The organism is Shewanella sp. AS16 (assembly GCF_021412365.1).
Lineage (GTDB): Bacteria > Pseudomonadota > Gammaproteobacteria > Enterobacterales > Shewanellaceae > Shewanella > Shewanella salipaludis.
The window spans coordinates 247,958-265,455 of sequence record NZ_JAKCLK010000004.1; the positions used below are offsets into that span (position 1 = coordinate 247,958).

General features: G+C 48.3%; 13 protein-coding genes and 2 pseudogenes. All 15 read right to left on the reverse strand.

Going from position 1 to position 17,498, the window contains the following annotated elements; all coding sequences use genetic code 11:
- Positions 1–6 precede the first annotated feature (6 nt).
- Positions 7–876, reverse strand: a complete 870-nt coding sequence (gene ubiA / locus LZP73_RS13235) for a 4-hydroxybenzoate octaprenyltransferase (RefSeq protein ID WP_234235503.1) — start codon at positions 874–876, stop codon at positions 7–9.
- Positions 877–987: 111 nt separating this feature from the next.
- Positions 988–3,165: a DNA helicase II gene (gene uvrD / locus LZP73_RS13240; RefSeq protein WP_234235480.1), complete on the reverse strand. Its 2,178-nt coding sequence runs from the start codon at positions 3,163–3,165 to the stop codon at positions 988–990.
- Between the two features lie 486 nt (positions 3,166–3,651).
- Positions 3,652–3,981: a hypothetical protein gene (locus tag LZP73_RS13245; protein ID WP_234235481.1), complete on the reverse strand. Its 330-nt coding sequence runs from the start codon at positions 3,979–3,981 to the stop codon at positions 3,652–3,654.
- Between the two features lie 108 nt (positions 3,982–4,089).
- Complete coding sequence (locus tag LZP73_RS13250) at positions 4,090–4,458, reverse strand: hypothetical protein (RefSeq protein ID WP_234235482.1); 369 nt, start codon at positions 4,456–4,458, stop codon at positions 4,090–4,092.
- Positions 4,459–4,952: 494 nt separating this feature from the next.
- Complete coding sequence (locus LZP73_RS13255; protein WP_234235483.1) at positions 4,953–5,678, reverse strand: hypothetical protein; 726 nt, start codon at positions 5,676–5,678, stop codon at positions 4,953–4,955.
- A gap of 391 nt (positions 5,679–6,069) precedes the next feature.
- Complete coding sequence (locus tag LZP73_RS13260) at positions 6,070–6,276, reverse strand: hypothetical protein (protein WP_234235484.1); 207 nt, start codon at positions 6,274–6,276, stop codon at positions 6,070–6,072.
- Between the two features lie 285 nt (positions 6,277–6,561).
- Positions 6,562–7,041, reverse strand: coding sequence for a hypothetical protein (locus tag LZP73_RS13265; protein ID WP_234235485.1), 480 nt, complete (start codon positions 7,039–7,041; stop codon positions 6,562–6,564).
- Positions 6,989–7,378 (reverse strand): DUF5992 family protein, encoded by a 390-nt coding sequence (locus LZP73_RS13270; RefSeq protein ID WP_234235486.1) that lies wholly within the window; start codon positions 7,376–7,378, stop codon positions 6,989–6,991. The genes LZP73_RS13265 and LZP73_RS13270 overlap by 53 nt, the downstream gene beginning before the upstream one ends.
- A 45-nt stretch (positions 7,379–7,423) precedes the next feature.
- A complete protein-coding gene (locus tag LZP73_RS13275) occupies positions 7,424–7,750 on the reverse strand; it encodes a hypothetical protein (protein ID WP_234235487.1) in 327 nt (108 codons plus the stop codon).
- Between the two features lie 610 nt (positions 7,751–8,360).
- Entirely contained in the window at positions 8,361–8,828 is a 468-nt protein-coding gene (locus LZP73_RS13280; RefSeq protein ID WP_234235488.1) for a CC0125/CC1285 family lipoprotein, read from the reverse strand.
- A 55-nt stretch (positions 8,829–8,883) separates the two neighbouring features.
- Positions 8,884–9,810, reverse strand: a complete 927-nt coding sequence (locus LZP73_RS13285) for a hypothetical protein (protein WP_234235489.1) — start codon at positions 9,808–9,810, stop codon at positions 8,884–8,886.
- Between the two features lie 4 nt (positions 9,811–9,814).
- On the reverse strand, positions 9,815–13,468 hold the full coding sequence (locus LZP73_RS13290) for a DUF637 domain-containing protein (RefSeq protein ID WP_234235490.1): 3,654 nt from the start codon (positions 13,466–13,468) through the stop codon (positions 9,815–9,817).
- A 17-nt stretch (positions 13,469–13,485) separates the two neighbouring features.
- On the reverse strand, positions 13,486–16,491 hold the full coding sequence (locus tag LZP73_RS13295; RefSeq protein WP_234235491.1) for a hypothetical protein: 3,006 nt from the start codon (positions 16,489–16,491) through the stop codon (positions 13,486–13,488).
- 476 nt (positions 16,492–16,967) lie between these two features.
- Positions 16,968–17,090: pseudogene (locus tag LZP73_RS13300) on the reverse strand (alpha-amylase family glycosyl hydrolase); the annotation flags it as partial.
- A 258-nt stretch (positions 17,091–17,348) separates the two neighbouring features.
- Positions 17,349–17,498, reverse strand: a pseudogene (locus tag LZP73_RS13305) (ISAs1 family transposase); the annotation flags it as partial.

Consider the following 17,498-nt stretch of genomic DNA (forward strand, 5'->3'; position numbering starts at 1 on the left):
CAGCTGTCAGCCCAAGAGGTAGTCGGCGCCCAGCGCCACAAACAACCCCATGCCGGCCCAGTTGTTATTCAGAAATGCCTTGAAGCAGGCGGCGCGCTCATGGCGGAAGATCAGCCGCTGCTGGTAGAGGCCAAAGCCTGTGAAGGCCAGCAATCCCAGGCCGTAGGTCAGGCCACGGTCGGCGGCGAAACCTGCGGCGCCAAAGCACAAGAGCGCGGCCAGCTGGAAGGCGCCGATGATCTGCCTGTCGAAGCGGCCGAACAGTATGGCGGTGGATTTGATGCCCACCTTCAAGTCATCATCCCGGTCCACTATGGCGTACATGGTGTCGTAGGCCACTGTCCAGCACCAGTTGGCGGCAAACAGCCACCAGGCCTCGGGCGGCACCTCGCCCAGCTGCGCCGCATAGGCCATGGGAATGGACCAGCTCCAGACAATGCCGAGGAACATCTGCGGCATGCTGGTCACCCGCTTGGTGAAGGGATAGGCTATGGTGAGTATGATGCCGACCACGGACAACTTGAGCACCAGGGGGTTGAGCAGCAACACCAGGCCCAGTGCCAACAGGCCGAGCACCAGAAACAATAGCAGCGCCTCCTTGCTGCCGACTTCGCCGCTGGCCAATGGCCGCGATTTGGTACGCTCCACATGGGCATCCAGGTTACGGTCGGCAAAGTCGTTGATCACGCAGCCATTGGCACGCATGATGAAAACGCCGAGGATAAAGATCAACAACACCTTGAGATCCGGCATGCCGCCCGCCGCCAACAGCAGCGCCATCAGGCAGGGCCAGAGCAGCAGCAAGGTGCCTATGGGCCTGTCGATGCGCGACAGGCGGGCGTAGGCGTCCAGTTTGGCGCTCAACTTGGCATTCATATTCATTCGGCTCCCTGCGGCTTTATTATATTTCTTGTCTAAACATCAGCTAGTAGCACCAGTTTCTTACTGTCGATTTCTTACTGTCGATTTCGTGCCGGCGGCGTGGGCCTAGCAGGCCTCCAGCCGGGCATAGGCCACCATCAACCACTTGCTGCCGAAGTCACTGAAGCTCACCTGCACCCTGGCCTGGGCGCCGCTGCCCTCGAAATTGGTGACCTTGCCATCACCGAACTTGGGATGACGCACCCGCTGACCGACATTGAACCCGGTGTCGTTGCCGGCAGCACTCCTGGCGTTGCTCTGATTGCTGAAGCGGCTATTGGCCATGGGCACAGACACCTGCGCCTTGAGGCGGATCTCCTCGACAAACTCGGCGGGGATCTCCTTGATGAAACGCGATGGCCTGGCGTAATCCTCGCGGCCATAGATGCGCCGCGACTCGGCGTAGGTGATATAGAGTTTCTGCATGGCGCGGGTCATGCCCACATAACAGAGGCGGCGTTCCTCATCGAGGCGGTCGCCCTCTTCCAGCGCCATCTTGCTGGGGAAGATGCCCTCTTCCACCCCGGCCATGAATACCATGGGAAATTCCAGTCCCTTGGCCGAATGCAGCGTCATCAGCTGCACCGCGTCGCTGAAGGCGTCGGCCTGGCCTTCGCCGGCTTCCAGCGCCGCGTGGGACAGGAAGGCGTTGAGCTCGCCCATGTCCTCCAGCTCCTCCGGCATCTCGAAGGTGCGCGCCGCAGTGACCAATTCCTCGAGGTTTTCAATACGGGCGTGGGCCTTCTCGCCTTTTTCCGCCTCGTACATGGCCTTGAGGCCGGAGGCCTGGATCACAGAATCTGCCATGCGATACAGAGGCAGCTCCTGGGTGTCCTGACGCAGTGTGACTATCAAGTCCATGAAGCCGCGCACCGCGTTGGCCGCGCGGCCGGCGAGCACTTTCTCTTCCAGCAGCCGCAAACAGGCCTGCCACAGGGTCAGGTCCTGCTGGCGGGCGGTGCTGCGCAGTATGTCCAGGGTGCGATCGCCTATGCCGCGTGGCGGGGTGTTGACCACCCTCTCGAAGGCGGCGTCGTCATCCTTGTTATTGATGAGGCGCAGATAGCCCATGGCGTCCTTGATTTCCTGACGCTCGAAGAAGCGCAGGCCGCCATAGATGCGATAGGCCAGGCCCTTATGCAGCAGGGCTTCTTCCAACACCCGCGACTGGGCATTGGAACGATAGAGGATGGCGCAGTCGCTCAAGGCGCCGCCCTTGTCCTGCCAGTCGTTGATGCGGCCGACGATGAAGCGCGCCTCGTCCATCTCGTTGAAGGCGCAGTAGAGGGAGATGGGCTCGCCATCCTTGTCGTCGGTCCACAGCTCCTTGCCCATACGGTCGGGGTTGTTGGCGATCAACTCGTTGGAAGCCTTGAGAATATTGCCGGTTGAGCGGTAGTTCTGCTCCAGGCGTATGGTGCTGGCCGAAGGGAAGTCCTTGAGGAATCTGTGCAGGTTCTCCACCTGGGCACCGCGCCAGCCGTAGATGGACTGATCGTCGTCGCCCACTATCATGACGTTGGCCGTGTTGCCCGCCAGCACCCGGATCCAGGCGTACTGGATGGCGTTGGTGTCCTGGAACTCGTCCACCAGTATGTGCTTGAACCTGTCCTGGTAATGGGCCAGCAGGTGCGGCTTGTTGAGCCACAGCTCGTGGGCCCGCAGCAAAATTTCGGCAAAATCCACCAGCCCGGCGCGATCGCAGGACTCCTGGTAGATCTGATAAATCTTCAGCAGGTTCTGCTCTATGGGGAAGCCGCCGGCGTCTATGTGCTTGGGTCTCAGGCCCTGATCTTTCTTGGCATTGATATAACCCGCCGCCTGGCGCGGTGGATACTGTTTCTCGTCCAGGTTCAGGCTCTTGAGGATACGTTTGAGCAGCCGCAGCTGATCGTCCGAGTCTATGATCTGGAAGCTCTGGGGCAGGCCGGCGTCCTGGAAGTGGGTGCGCAGCAAGCGGTGGGCCAGGCCATGGAAGGTGCCTATCCACATGCGTCCCATGTTGCTGCCGGCGACTTTCTCGACCCGCTCGCGCATCTCGGCCGCGGCCTTGTTGGTGAAGGTCACCGCCAGGATGGAATAGGGACTCTGCTGTTCGACCTGCATCAGCCAGGCGATCCTATGGGTCAAGACCCGGGTCTTGCCACTGCCTGCGCCCGCCAACACCAGCATGCTCGACTGCGGCGCCGCCACGGCTTCGCGCTGTTTATCGTTCAGGCCGTCCAGTAAAGTAGATACGTCCATTCTCGCCTCCAAAAAATGAGCCGGCATTATAGCAAGGGTGCATGGAAAATGCAGAAACTAACGCGGGTGACGCATTGAAGGGCCGGCCGCGGCAAGAGTGGTAGCATCTGCATATCGCCGCGAGCCACATTATACCACCCCGATGGCGAGTGTTGGACTCGCAGACCGCCGATGCAGTAAGTCGCCGGCTTCAACCCTGAGTAGACATATGCACAACAGCAGTATGGCATTCCCGAATATCCCGAGACCGGAGAGAAAACCCATCAAGATACATATCTGCCACCCGTTTCACCCTATTGCTGGCGGTTGGCCTAGATGTCCGCTCTATAGATACCCTCAAACATCTGGCTAAATTTACCTTCTGGGGTTATGAAGTAAATATCACTACACATCAATTTGTTAGATAACTCCGTCAATTAAAAACAATGAAGCCACAGCGTGAGCTGTGGCTTCATTGAAAAATAACGCTCCACTAACCAAAATAACTTATCTCAACTGCACAGTACCTATATCTTCACCATCGCCCCAACGCGTACAACTCCCCTTGCCTATAATGCTTACGGGTGATTTAGCCGCATAGGCTGTTAGCAAGAGACTGAATTGGCTCTTGCCATAGAGGGAGTTTTCATCCTTTATCATCCAGTAAACCTGCCCGCTAGCGCATGCGGGCCTCTCATCGCGCGCGCCATTCAAATAGATCCAATGCAGGCCATCGTCCCGCACCTGAATTGAAGTCACTATGCCGGACTGACTGCTGGCATTCGCCACCAACATACCCCAAAGAAATACTATCAAACCTATAACTAATTTAGACAACCATAACCCCCTCAATCTCAAATTAAGCAGCCGCGATCTCAATGGGAAAATACTTCTGAACCATCGTCCATATGCCCACACCAAGCTAGCATGGCCAATAGCGTAAAACTATTCTGCATATTCAATCGCATACAACTTACAAAAAAGACTGTTGCTGCCACTCCACTTCTGATCATCCAGACCTGCCACTTTAACCCGAGTTTTTGCATGATAAGCGGCAAGCAGCATGCTAAGGTTTGCTTCAAAACCTGCATCATCTCGATTAATCCAATATCCAATGCAATTACTGCCAAGATTTTTTACGGTGAATACCACATCGCCTGAACCAAATTGATTATAAGATATCAACCTGACCACATTGGTGACGGCCGTCTGCTCCATTGCAGATTGCGCCATGAATGGCAACAATAACAACACCAGCATACCTAACACTCTCGCCGCTGACTTTCTCACAACTGGCACTCTGGTATCCAACATTCTGCTTCCTAACATTCCGCCTCCAAAAAATCATCCAAGAAATAAAATTCAACAACGTTTCAATTCAGACCTGAGGTCACCTGAATATTTATAATCCTGCAGGTCCCACCATCACCATTGGTGTATACAGTCACCTCTTTGCCTGCTAACGACAATGCCAGTGCGCTGGCATAAACTCTGCTTTTCTCCTCGGCCGACCCGGAAAAGTAAAGCCAGCCATAGGTGCCACCGTTGCAATTATCTGGGGAGGCGTTGCCGGTCAAGCGAATGACAGGATCTGTTCCATGAGCCTGTAACGAAGTGATATACCCAGTCTGCCAGGTTGGCGCCGCAAAACTATTGCCACAACTCAGCAGAGATAACGGGAGCAGTATAATACCCATATTTATTCGCAAAATCTGTACCAAAAAAATGTAGAATGTTAAAAATAACTCAGCATCAGCCCCCTTAGCTTTCAACGCCGTATTTTATAATGCATACCCAAATCAGTATGATTAGAAATATTGTGGCTGCCGTAAAGCCAAAGCATCAAAAATAGAATTGAAGCCTGCCTCGAGCAAGGTTCGCCCCCGCTCCCCATCTTGTTTCAATGCTGCCAGTGGCGCTGCCATCGGAGTAAAACCCTCATTAGTTTTGAAGTCATCAGGATAATGCACACGTATGGGCTTGATATCAGGCAAAACAAAAGAGACGAGTATGTCGGCCGAAGTGGCATCATTCTCGCCGCCCGTGGTTTTAAAGCCATATCGCTCGATAATCAACCTTGGCATCGAAACTGCCGGGAATTCCCTGTCATACACGGCCACAAGGCGCCCTTTCGACTTCTGCCGCAAAGCCTTGGAGATTAAGCCATCAAGCGAAAAACCATCGCTCAATACCACGGAGCGAATATCCTTGGCGATCCCCTCATCTATCGCGACCCCCAATGCAATCCCCATGGCCCCCATAGTTGACATTAACGCAAAACCCGCACCGGCTCCCTTGCCCTGAAACTGGAGCCGGGCCGGCTCCTCATATGACACAGCTATCTCCCGCCCGCCTTCGGGTAAAGAGGAACAGGACGTCAGCATACTAAAGGCTGAAACAATACATAGTGTGAAACCTGTTTTAAAAATCTTCATGCTTGGATATTTTTTTACCGAAGCAATAGCGGCATCCAACATACTCACAAGTATTTTTGTAAGCTGTAATTTTGAACAAAACACCGAAAACTTGCTCACTCTATATTCCCTATATAAACGGTGCAGGACTCCCATCATAGGTTGGTCACCTTGCACAATTTCCAGCACCTGCATAATAGAAGTTCGTTAAACAGTGCCGTTTATTGATTGCAAGATGCTGCTCCATCTAGCCCTAAATTTAAGCAAGGGTCGCAATGCCCACACCCAAACACTCATCTTTCAGATTGCATATATGAGCATAATCCACGCGTCCCCCGTGAGGCTGCTCCACCATCATAAACAGGCACACTAATAATCTTTTCTGAACAGCCAGCATTGGTATATCCAACTATCCTTTGACCGTTAGCTAACCCTTTTTCAGCTTAAGATAGTCGCCGTTGATCCGCGGTAAAAAGCTTTTACACCACCTTCAGGAGATACATGGAGGTGGCTACTCGTCAAGCCATATCCTGTCTATCTTGAGATAAGAGCCAATATTGCCGCGCATCTGAATGGTGACGTCTCTGTTGCTCGCCTGGGCAGCCAGTGCAGTCGAATAAAACAGCTTGGCAAACTCAGAATCGGCCGAAATGCTAATTGCCGCCGCGCCGCCATTGGTCACGGTAAAGCCCGCGACACCGGCATTAGCCGGATCCATAGGGGTATCGAAGTACAGGAGAATGATATCACCCGCATTAACATAAAGACTTCTTACCTTTCCCGTGTAACCACAATAACCACCGGACGCACTGCTGCACGTTGGCACTGCGGCATATACATTAAAACATGAAACCATGGCTATCAAACATAATGGCAACGCCAGCCATTTAGGTATTATATTCATAATAAAAATTACACTCCATAAAATTCAAGCACAGCCGATACTCACGTAATCGACACCAAGGTCACGAATAGACTTTTAAATAATCAAATATGTCCCTGTTCATCTCACCTGCAAGTATTTGAAGCCCCTGATAGTATTGTAAGTTTGTTCATCAAATTCTATACAGCCATCTGAATAGCCGCTGACGCTCTTACCCGCAGCATAAGCCATGAGCACCAGGCTATACGCCTTGTCATAATTTTTGTCACTATCCAATAAAACCACGGCATCGCTTCGACTGCAACCATTAGGGTTGGGCCAGTTCTTGGCATACAAGAAGAAGCCACCCGTTTGAAAAGCCACCGCATCGATCTTATTCGCCGGCAAACCGCCACCGGCAACTGTGCTGTTGCTGCACAAAACTAAGAGAAAAGATGAGCAAAAAATAAAAAATCTATTCATAATATTCAAATATCCATGTAGTTTAAAGCTATATTCAATGGAGGTGAAAAAGCCTCCTTCGCCACCAAACTTTCCAAAATAGCGTTCAATTAGTAGACATGCCAATAAAGTTGGCACCGACACAGCTGTCATTTTCATAGTTGTGAATACGGATCTTTTTCCCCGAGGCAGCAGCGGCCAATGCAATCGCGAATGCCTGTGCATAAGACTCCTTGGACTGAGACTTGGCTGCAGGAAACAAGATCGAGGCATTGGCACAGGGTCCAGTACCCCCCGACAGGCTGAGATAGAAGACATCTTGGTTATTCGAACTGCTGGCAATTTCTGTAATTATGGCATTGCGCACCAATTCACCGGCTTGCAACCGCGGTATAGAAAAACACATCAGCATCAATAAAAACACTGTCCCCGCCTTAAACTCTACTCTCACTTTCTTCCTCCTCAGTCGGACCATAAAAATAAAAATTAAACTCATAGGCGGCCTCCCTAGCTCCTCGACACTGAGTTAATATATTTGAATTCACATCATAATAAGATAACTTGGCTTGATATAGTTAATATGAGATTGGCAAGTAGCATTATTCGCATCATTTAGATACACACTTACCTCAGCCTTCATGACTTTGGCGCTTATAACTAAAGATGAAGCCGAGTCACTGTTACTGCATATCCAATTACTGCTACCAGACAGTTTGAAGGCGAACTGTTTTTTTCCTGTGGCATCTTTACAAATTACATGGTCAGCCATCACATAAGCTATTGTTCCTGTACAACCGATATCTGCAGCCAATGCAGATGATGCCATCCAAAAAAACATTAAAACAAATAATCTATTAACTATCCTCATGGTAGCTCTCCCGTTGAAAAATAAACCACTTAGAATACAATATATTATAGTTATTACCCTGGTGTTTTATGACATGAATATCAGAGTAGGTATACAGATGAAGTATTTCTACATTAACAGCCAACATCACTGCATCACTGCATCATAAATAATGCCTCAACTTCTAAGTCTTACAATGCTTCTGTATGCACTCGGATTACTATCCCATGACTCACTGCCACCGACATCATTGTAAGACAGTGCACAGTATTGCCGGTCGTTTTCACTGCCAATAATGTGGCATATATTCTTGCCTTCGCCTCTGGTTCCAGCCCCTGCGACACAGCGAAAACTGAGCCATCGCTACACTCGGCAACAAATGTGCCCGGTGAATTCAATGAAACGAGTATGGTATTACGATGACTATAAGTGGTGACAGAGGTGATCTTCCCGACAACATCCAGCCAACGGACTTAAAGCAGAGAAACCATCAGATCAAAAGCCATTATGATATTAATGCTGTAAAGCTCTATAACAGTGCCGGCTAGCCAATACGACACAATCCATAAAGATGTGGCTGACCCATCTTTATCATCCATATCTGCAACGACTTTCCCGCACAGCCCAGTTACTAATCGCGGCTACCTGTGGCTATTTGCCTATCCGAGAGCTTATATTGTGACTGTTTCGCAGCAATCACCTCATCGGCATTACGCACCCGGTATTTAGGATTAAAATCACTGTCAACAAACTGTATTTCAATGAAAGCATAAGGCTTTTCAATGGGTAACGGCGTTGCTGAAACTGTGGTTCGGGATACCCTGACTCTGTCCATTTTTATCCAAAAATGGCTATAGCCATGCTGTTTGGTCAGCACGGCACAGCGAAGCAATGCAAAGTCCCGCGCCATGGCCAGGCTGACCTTACCATTGCCATTGTAAGTGACGCGATAAGTATCAGCTGCCAGAAACTTGTCCTGATAGCCACCACGCAAGCCATAAGCCTGGTAACTCGGCGCCGTGCAGGCAGAGATGCAGAACATCAATCCCAATATAAATAGTCTATTCATCATTTGCATTTTGTACTCTTTTATATTCATACGGCTTGCCATGGCGCCGTTACCTGCCAATATCATGGTAGCTGCAGAACACCTGCTACTCACAGGATGAAAACAAGGCATCTTCATCGAAACCCTGTTCACGGGCCCGGGCGAGCCAGGCCGACAGGGTCTCATCCACCACCAGGGGCTGCGGTTCCTGCGGCAACAGGCGATTGATGAGACCAAAGGCCGGATGCTCAAACTCAGGATTGGCCAAGCCACGGTTCTGCCGCAGCTTAAGCAGCAGCAAGGCGGAATAGGGGATGAATTGCCAATTCATGTTTCCCAGCTCAACGAAAAACTTGCTGGGAGGTGACACCACCTGCTGCATCTGGTCGTCGCACACTTGCTGCAGGAAAGCGTGTACTTGGGCCAAATCCCGGGTATCCCAGTGGGTCACAATATCTGCATAGGCAAACTTGTCCACTGTGGGCGCCAAGGGGGCGCCCACATAGGCTGAGTGCAGCAGAACCACAAAATCACTCAGGTGACTCTTGGAGCGCAGCAACCAGTTCCTCGGATAGCCGATGCGATAGAAGCGGCCGAGATTTTGCGCATGAGCCGTCAAGCCGAGGAGCTCGGCGATACAGAGATTGAAGACGGACTCAGGCCTTACCCCATTTTCAAACTCCCGGCCAAAACGGCTCGGGTACAGGGACTGGCGCTTGAAGGCGATGGCGCTATGGCAGTAGCCGTAGCCTAATGCCTGCGCCAGCAGGGCGGTATTGAGCCTGTCCTCCAGGATCAGTTCCCGCTCCGACTGCATCTCCCAGTACTTTTGATTTATCACCAGTTCGCTATCGAACCATTCCCAAGGCAGGAAGTTCAGCGCCGGATCCTGCGTCACTGGGCTCTGAGTATTACCATGGTCGATATAAAACTCTAATGCAGTTTGGTTGTCATCGAACACCGCTTGGTACTTGTCGGGGTTATTCCTGGCAAGCTTGCGCTTGCGTAAAAATTTTTCCAGTATCTGGCTCATAGATTTAACTCGCTGGTGTGACTGTGACTGTGGCTATGCCGCTTTGGCCCGGCGCCGGTACGCTGACCTTGGCCAGCAGCGGCTTCAGGGTATAACCCGCCTTTTGTAAATTTATCAGATTGGTTGCGTAAGCCTTGGCCTCCTGGGTCACCGCTTGCCCCCAGAGTGTGCCCGTAGCGACTTGATCTATCCAATCTTGACCGCGCCTGGATAAATCCAAACTATTGGGGTTGGGGAAACGGTCCCTTTGGCTGGATTTGACTTCGATTAGCCAGATGGTCTTGTTCTTGTCATCGACCCCCAAGAGATCGGCGCCATTGTTGGACTTGTTCTTGACTATGTCGGTAAACTCGAAGCCGGTCGAATCCTTGAAGAGTTTAGCGGCAATCTGCTCGCCATAGAAGCCGTCATTTTTTACTGCGTCGTGCAGACCGTCTACTTTGGCGATAAATCCGAACTCGCCGGAAACGTCTTTTAAATCCAGGGGCGTCGTGACGGCATTATGCACTGTAATGCTGCCGGATGGCGCATTGTGCATGCCTGCGAGAATATTCTCCTGGATTTGCTTAAGCATGGTTGGTGACAGCACATCATTGCGCCTTAACCAGTCCAACAGCTCGTCGAAGGTTTTAAACCCGGGGATTACCTTGGTGAGGGCACCGCCCACGGCTTGTTCAAACATCCAATCTTTAAAGAGTTCCTGGCCTTTTTCCGGATCTGTCTGCATTACTTCATAAATGTCGTACAGCTCTTTCGCCGTTAAGCTTATGTCGATGGCTTTCAGCATCATCAAGGCGATCGGGATTAAGAAAAAGCAATTATTCTGGGCGGCGTTTTCCGCCGTCATGGCCGCCAGATTGACATCCGTACCGGCAACCAGTGCCGACAATCCTCCTGCGAATTTTGCTAAATCCACCCCCGCGGCAGTCAGCTTTGCGACTTCATTATTGAAGTAATTCTGCGACGCATCGGAGAGTAAGATCGCCGTTATTTGTTCCTGTGTCGCACCACCTGAGTACAAGTCATTGACAAAGGCTTGTTGTTGCTGAAATAACTCGTCAAGCTTATTCGCTTTATAGGCATCGGCTACCAGTTCACCAACAACAGCGCCACCGGCACCTGTGACACAGATTTCTTTATCACTGCCACTGGCAAGGCCTGCTGCGCCCGACGCTAAACCGAGTACACAACCCGCACCCGCATGGGAAAGGTACCTGATGATTTCGTTGGCGGCGCCCGCTTCATTGCTCTTATAAGCTTTCCCGATGGAAGTCGCTAGATATTGGCCTACGGCTTGGATGCCGGCCTGTTTAAGGGATGCAGTGAAAGCATCGGTAAATTCCGAAAAATCACCGCCGTTGATGACAGTCGAAATACCCGCAGACACGGTAGTCTTGATAACGGCCTGGGTCGCCTGATTACCAATGGATGTCATGGTATCGGCACTCAACAGAGGTGCATTGGGATCGACTGAGCCAAAGAAATCGGATCCATAATTCCCTACTTCGGACAACACACCCGCCGTCACCATCGAAGTCGCTAACGAGGTAATACTTTGTTTTGAGGTTAAACCCTGCAGTGTTTCACCGACATTATTACCAGAGGCTAAGCTGGTAGCCGCCTGAGTGGCAAGAGCCAAGGCTCCGGCCTGAAGGCTGGCCGCCGGAATACCTATGCCGACGATAGTGCTACCAATAGTTCCAGTGCCAATAGTGCCTGCAGCACTGCCGCCAATAGCACCAAAACCAGCTGGCCCCATGGCAACGGCCATAGCTATGGCTATAATGGCCATGGCCGCCGGGCTCAAACTGCTGGATTTGTCATACTCGTGCAGCTTTAACAGCTCCTGATAGGCAATTTCGATATTGCTGGCATATTCAGGATCGTTATAGAACTCTGCCATCCAAGCAAGATCTTCTGATTGCTCAAACATGGCCAGACTATCTTGCAGTGTGACGCCTTCTTCCTGAGCAAACTCGACCGTTAAACCATGAGTGGCATGAGCCTGCAACCCACCTATGATGCTGTTATAGACGGCAGTTTCTTCCTGGTCGGTTTGGGTCTCGGTCTTTATCGTCCAGAAGCCTTCCGTGACCCGATTCAGATAATAGTGATCTTGCTCTTTAGCTAACAACAAATTGACCTTGCCGTTTGCCGCATTTATCTGAGTCCCTTCCCCCGACTTTATCCTGGTAGCCTGTAGGGTAATGTCGCCAAAATCAGAGGCAATGAGGACACCTTTACCTGCTTCCAAGGCAGAACGTATGGCTATGGTTTGGAATTCTTGCTCTTGCTCTGTGACTTTTCCAATTTTTCCGCTTCGGGATGATTGAAATTGATTAAAGGCATTGGCTATATAAATGCCCTGTTCAGCCAGGAGTTGAATTACCCCTTGATCGGCAGTCAAGGAGGCCGCGTTGAGTTCTATGGCGCCTGATGCCATTAGGTAAATGCTGTCTTGTGCCGTCAGTGTGGTTGCTGCGTGCTCAAGAATAGATTCGGCAATGTCAAAACCACCTACCCGTTCATTATGCACATAGGTCGTTTGCTGGGCCGTCAGCTGTATGTTGCCATCGGCACTCAAGACTATGGTATTGCCGGAAACGGTACCACCTTGAACAACTATGTCGCCATAGGTACGTATAGACACATTACCATTGAGGGCATCGACACTGGCAATTTGTCCAAGACGCGAGCCTTGTTCATACCGGGTCGCATACCTGTGAACCATTGTTTTCTGACTGTATTGTTTGGCAATAATATTGACGTTGTCCTTTGCAGATAGTCTTCCCGACATATTCTGCAGCGTGCCACCAACCAACAAGTTTAAGTCGCCTTGTGCGATAACACTGGCGCCTTCGTTTACGGTAAAGTTACCAGCAGTAGTGAGAAAGGTATTTCTGCGCGTATAGATAGTACCGGCATTAACAGTAATGTTGTTAAACTTGGCTTCGGCACCGGAAAACTCCACTCTATGGCCATTGACCAGCAACTCAGCAACCGTGGCATCGGTCAGATGGACCACAGGCACCAGTACGGCTTCATTATTGACCAGCCAAGTTTCTGGCCAGATTAAGTTATGACCGAAAGTATTAACTTGTGCTCGGGTGAGCCTGTCGCCAAATTTAGCACTCGAAGTTGCACTAAATTGATAGGCGTTATTATATAGGTCATTAATCTGCGCGGCTTCTGTCGCATAGGAGTCATTAAGCAAGCTCCTGTTTAACAAATTGAATATTTGAGACCTTACAAAACGAGCCTGCACATATTGATCGCCCAGGCGTTTCTCTAATGGGTAATAGGGAATGAAGAGCGTGATACCATCATTGAGGATAGGAATCATGACAGGGGAAGGCAATGCACTCTTTCTGAAACCCAATAACTTCTGATGGAATGATTCAATTGTCTGAGTATTGACTCCTATTACATCTTCTACAAAGAATGCCTTTTCAAACTGACGTTCATGATTATAAACACGCTCGAATTGCGCGCTCGAATTCATTTCCGAGGCAATAAATGCATCAGAAATCAACTCAATAGCCTGCACTGTTGTTGGCAGACAAATCTGCAACAACATTAGACAGGACATTAAATAAGCTGTAGCCCTTTGCCAAAATGGTGCCCTGTAGGCTGCATCACCTTTAACTTTATTACTCATTATCTTTTCCTATCACTTCAGTTTGGCAAGTAGTTCATTAATTCAGTAACAGAAATGCGCTTGGTTAAAGCATGGGGTTCAGAAAAGGACCGAGTCCCAACATAGGGTATATTCACGGTATAATAATCAACCTGTTCATAATTAACTAACACCTCAGTACCATTGAGCGAGTAAGATATATAGGTAATTTTGTTTGAAGTTGTACCACCGACATCACCATTTTTTACTTGCTTAAAGCTTATACTCCACAGACTGGAATCCACGGGCAAGGTTGAAATATATACCCTAGCGGCATCATTATACTGAGTGTCAGTATAGGTTTTGGGGACTGGATTCTCAGTTTCTAATGAACAAGCATTGGATTCTTGTACGTCTGACAGATATGCCATCAGCGTGTTTATTGGTATTCGGCTACTGTAACTTTTGGCCTCGGTATAACTATAAGGTACATGGTTGTAACCATAAAAAGTATTGTCTTGTTGGTAACCAACGACAACGTAACAGCCATCGACAGAATAAGATATATATTCAAGCACACTGCTTACATTATAAAAAGACTGCTTTTGCGGATCTGTCCAAATGACGGCTTTTGTTGGCAGTGAATCGACATATTTTCTACTCGCTTCGTCGAATTGAGCCGGCGTGTATCCAGTATTACCGAGCTCACGATCTTTAGCCTCTTCGCTCAGCAACCAAGTAATGCTGACTTGAAAAGCTTTCACTTCACAATCACTGTATACCGCGTTCGCCCCCCATCCTTTATAAACCTTCTTCTTGCAGATGACACGTTCACCGGTCAGCATATCTCCCTGCACCTCTGAATGTTTGACAGTGCCATAATCATGGTCATCATTCTGGTAGAAAAATGGAGCAAGATATCGCTGAATGACTTCGATCTCTTTGGCTTGTCGAACATTGATGTTCGCCACTTCAAGATCAGTTTGAGAAGCAATACTCTTATCCAGTCCGTATACATTCCCACTCACGGAGAATAACGTTTCAGCCTCAGCCAGTGTTGTGACATGTTCACCATCACAGGTTCGATACATTAAACAATTTCGTACGTCATACAAACTGCTATAGTCATATTCCTCTGAAACTTCCAAACCAATAGTCTTAATTTCGGTTTGATGAAAATGTGCATCAGCGAATACCTCAAAATAAGATAGTTCGTTGATGAATTCCTCATCAATCACATCTGCATCATTACCATCGCTAAACCTGAATTCGCCAAATGAATAAAATCTAGCTGGCGGGGAGTATGCAATAACCTTGGTTGTGGTGCCTACTTTGGCAGAATCAAATTCCCGACTCTTGCTTGAACTCATGACAGTCTGATTATATACATAGCTCTCCATCTGCATCCGATAGCGTTCATTACTGAGTTTAGGTGAATTCACCACAAGGGTTCCACCTTGATTCAGCCCAATAATAGCGGAAGAATTAAGAACGTAGCTAGATGCTTTAATTTCAAGTTTGTTTTCAGCTTGTATGGAGACTTGGCTAGATAATTGGTTGTTTACGATAATGCCCGAACTCCAATCGGCCGAAGAAGGTTTGACAATAGAATATGGGTTAATATTTTCAAAAGCCTTAGCATCTATTGACAAGCGATTGGCGGAAATATGAGCAGAAAGATTACTGCCGATAGAACCTGATTCGGCTAAATCATAATATACACCTTGAGTGAGGGAGGTAATGTTTGTTGAAATTGGCAAGACACTTGGTAAGTCAGGAAAGCTCATGTATTGAGTTCTTGAGCCGTTCACTACAAAACCATTGCGGGACTTGAGTACGACATCATTCGCTTTAATCTGACCACCGAAACTGTTGAAGATACTTTTATCCGTATCAACATTTACCTTGCTTGCTGAAATCACACCATTATTAATCAGTTTATTGGACGAAATATCAACCAGTGCCGCTTGAACATGCCCTTTATTGAGGATATCTCCCTTAGATATAAGAGTAAGTTCATTTGTAACCACGGGAGATAGAAGATCTATATTTTTCAGTGACTTGACTGAAACGCTGCCATCAGAGGCCAACTTTCCGTTAACAATCACACTTGGGCCACTATTGGTGTCCCTGCTTAATGTTTGTATGTATATGCCTTCAATAGGAACATACAGACCCGACTCTCTATTACTGGTTGCAATCATGTCAGAAAGCGTACTCAAGCCAGCATTTTTTGCAATATTAATGGCATTTGAGCTCACGATACCTATCGTTGTCGCTCGCAGGTTTCCCGCAATACTCAACTCGCCCGTAGTTGGCTCAACATCAATAACTTGAAGATCTTGGTAGCGAACAGACATCCGTCCTTTATATATGCTAATGCCACCAGCTCCTACGATGCTGGCCCCTTTGGGACTGACTATATACCCGCCATTTTGATGAATATCTGCTCTAAGGTTTATATCGATATTCCCAGAGGTAAGAATCGAATCACCAATAAACTCCAATGATTGCGCTCCAGGAGCAGATAAATTGCTAACTTCAATCACCCCCCCGGGTAATGTGGTTAAATTTCCAACGACCCCATCACTTACAATAGACGATGCAACATTGAAACCAGCGACCGCCATTGTGACGCGGCCCACATTTCCAAAGCTGCAATCATTGCATGAGAGTGTCTTGTTGCTTGCTCTTGTGACAAATAATATATCTGCCGGGGAACCCAATATTTCAATTTGCTCTGAAAGTTGTATATTGGGCGACTCAATTATAATGACCCTTGCTATTTCACTTTCCCCCCTGGAGTCTAACCTCCTGGAATCATTGTAAATTACAAGCTTTCTCCCTGTAATTTTAAAATCAGTGAAAAGATTGAATGAAACTCCGTTGTTCCCTAGAGCTGGTACCAAAATGTCTACATTTGAATCACTTTGGCTGATCACCTTAGTAGACTTGTTCGAGCTAGGCAGTTGAAATACTGATGCACTTACCGTTTGACTAAAAATTGACAGCCAAAAAGCAGCAACAAGTAGCACACTTGCACCAAAAATTTTTGAAATCTTCATCTAAATTAAAACATCCTGTACGGTATACGGAGGAGGCAAAAGCTTATTTTTAAAAGAGTTGCATTACTTCTTATAATAGCTAAATACTGAGTAAATAACCAGAGAAACAAACTATCACACACCCCATCTAAAAAAACAAATAAACAACAAATAAACAACAAATGCACACACATTAACCACCCAAACAATTCTAATATGCAAAATAATAAACTACAGTTTATTTTTCACTAAGTAATCCGTAGCAGAAATAAGGAGTAAATCAATAAAGAAGATAGCCTTAACTTATAGTTTCACAGTATTCTAATCTGGGTGCTGTACTTCTTACTGTGACACATTTACCCGATATTTCCCCAGAACAGGGATTGGGAGTAATAAAGAGTGTTTTGTGCCACCGTTAGAAGATTTCTGAATGCATCTTACCCACCGAGTTAAATTCAGCAGTTTGGTCTGATAGAGGTTGGCGAGAATGAGGTTAACTACTGCGGGTGCAGAGCTTGGCTCTGTTGTTTACCACGACACCACTTGCCACCGTGTTTGGCTTTCATGGAACACCTGGCATCCCAGCAGCCACTGATGCCGCGGTATTGGCGGCGAAACTCCAGAGAATGTATGAAATGTATGAGGCCAGCCATGAAATGTATGATAAATGTATGAGGCCAAATGTATGAGGCCAGCCATATTAAAACAACCAAATGTATGAGGCCCAAATATATGAAATATATGAGGCCAGCCATATTAAAACAACAACATAATGCACTTTCAGTGAGTGCTCAAGCCTGGGGAAGTGGTTTAGCCCAGAAACAGTCGACTCAACAGGATACAAACGGGGAAGATCAGGGCATCCGCATGAGTGTGCATTAATTGGCCATAGAGGCAAAAGCGGCTAATAACACGCGTTCCAGAAAGTCGGTTTTCATCATGCAGCGTTTCTGCTTCATCGGCACGCTGATCTTGGTTGTTTCGGCGCGCAGCATGTTAAGTGCCATGTGACGAAGACCAGCCAAATT

Excerpts from the sequence above, each read along its gene's own strand:
- LZP73_RS13275 (WP_234235487.1), bottom strand. The coding sequence starts at position 7,750 with ATGAGGATAGTTAATAGATTATTTGTTTTAATGTTTTTTTGGATGGCA.
- LZP73_RS13265 (WP_234235485.1), bottom strand. The coding sequence starts at position 7,041 with ATGAAAATGACAGCTGTGTCGGTGCCAACTTTATTGGCATGTCTACTA.
- uvrD (WP_234235480.1), bottom strand. The coding sequence starts at position 3,165 with ATGGACGTATCTACTTTACTGGACGGCCTGAACGATAAACAGCGCGAA.
- LZP73_RS13290 (WP_234235490.1), bottom strand. The coding sequence starts at position 13,468 with ATGAGTAATAAAGTTAAAGGTGATGCAGCCTACAGGGCACCATTTTGG.
- LZP73_RS13250 (WP_234235482.1), bottom strand. The coding sequence starts at position 4,458 with ATGTTGGATACCAGAGTGCCAGTTGTGAGAAAGTCAGCGGCGAGAGTG.
- LZP73_RS13260 (WP_234235484.1), bottom strand. The coding sequence starts at position 6,276 with ATGGATCCGGCTAATGCCGGTGTCGCGGGCTTTACCGTGACCAATGGC.
- LZP73_RS13280 (WP_234235488.1), bottom strand. The coding sequence starts at position 8,828 with ATGAATATAAAAGAGTACAAAATGCAAATGATGAATAGACTATTTATA.
- LZP73_RS13270 (WP_234235486.1), bottom strand. The coding sequence starts at position 7,378 with ATGAGTTTAATTTTTATTTTTATGGTCCGACTGAGGAGGAAGAAAGTG.
- ubiA (WP_234235503.1), bottom strand. The coding sequence starts at position 876 with ATGAATGCCAAGTTGAGCGCCAAACTGGACGCCTACGCCCGCCTGTCG.
- LZP73_RS13285 (WP_234235489.1), bottom strand. The coding sequence starts at position 9,810 with ATGAGCCAGATACTGGAAAAATTTTTACGCAAGCGCAAGCTTGCCAGG.
- LZP73_RS13295 (WP_234235491.1), bottom strand. The coding sequence starts at position 16,491 with ATGAAGATTTCAAAAATTTTTGGTGCAAGTGTGCTACTTGTTGCTGCT.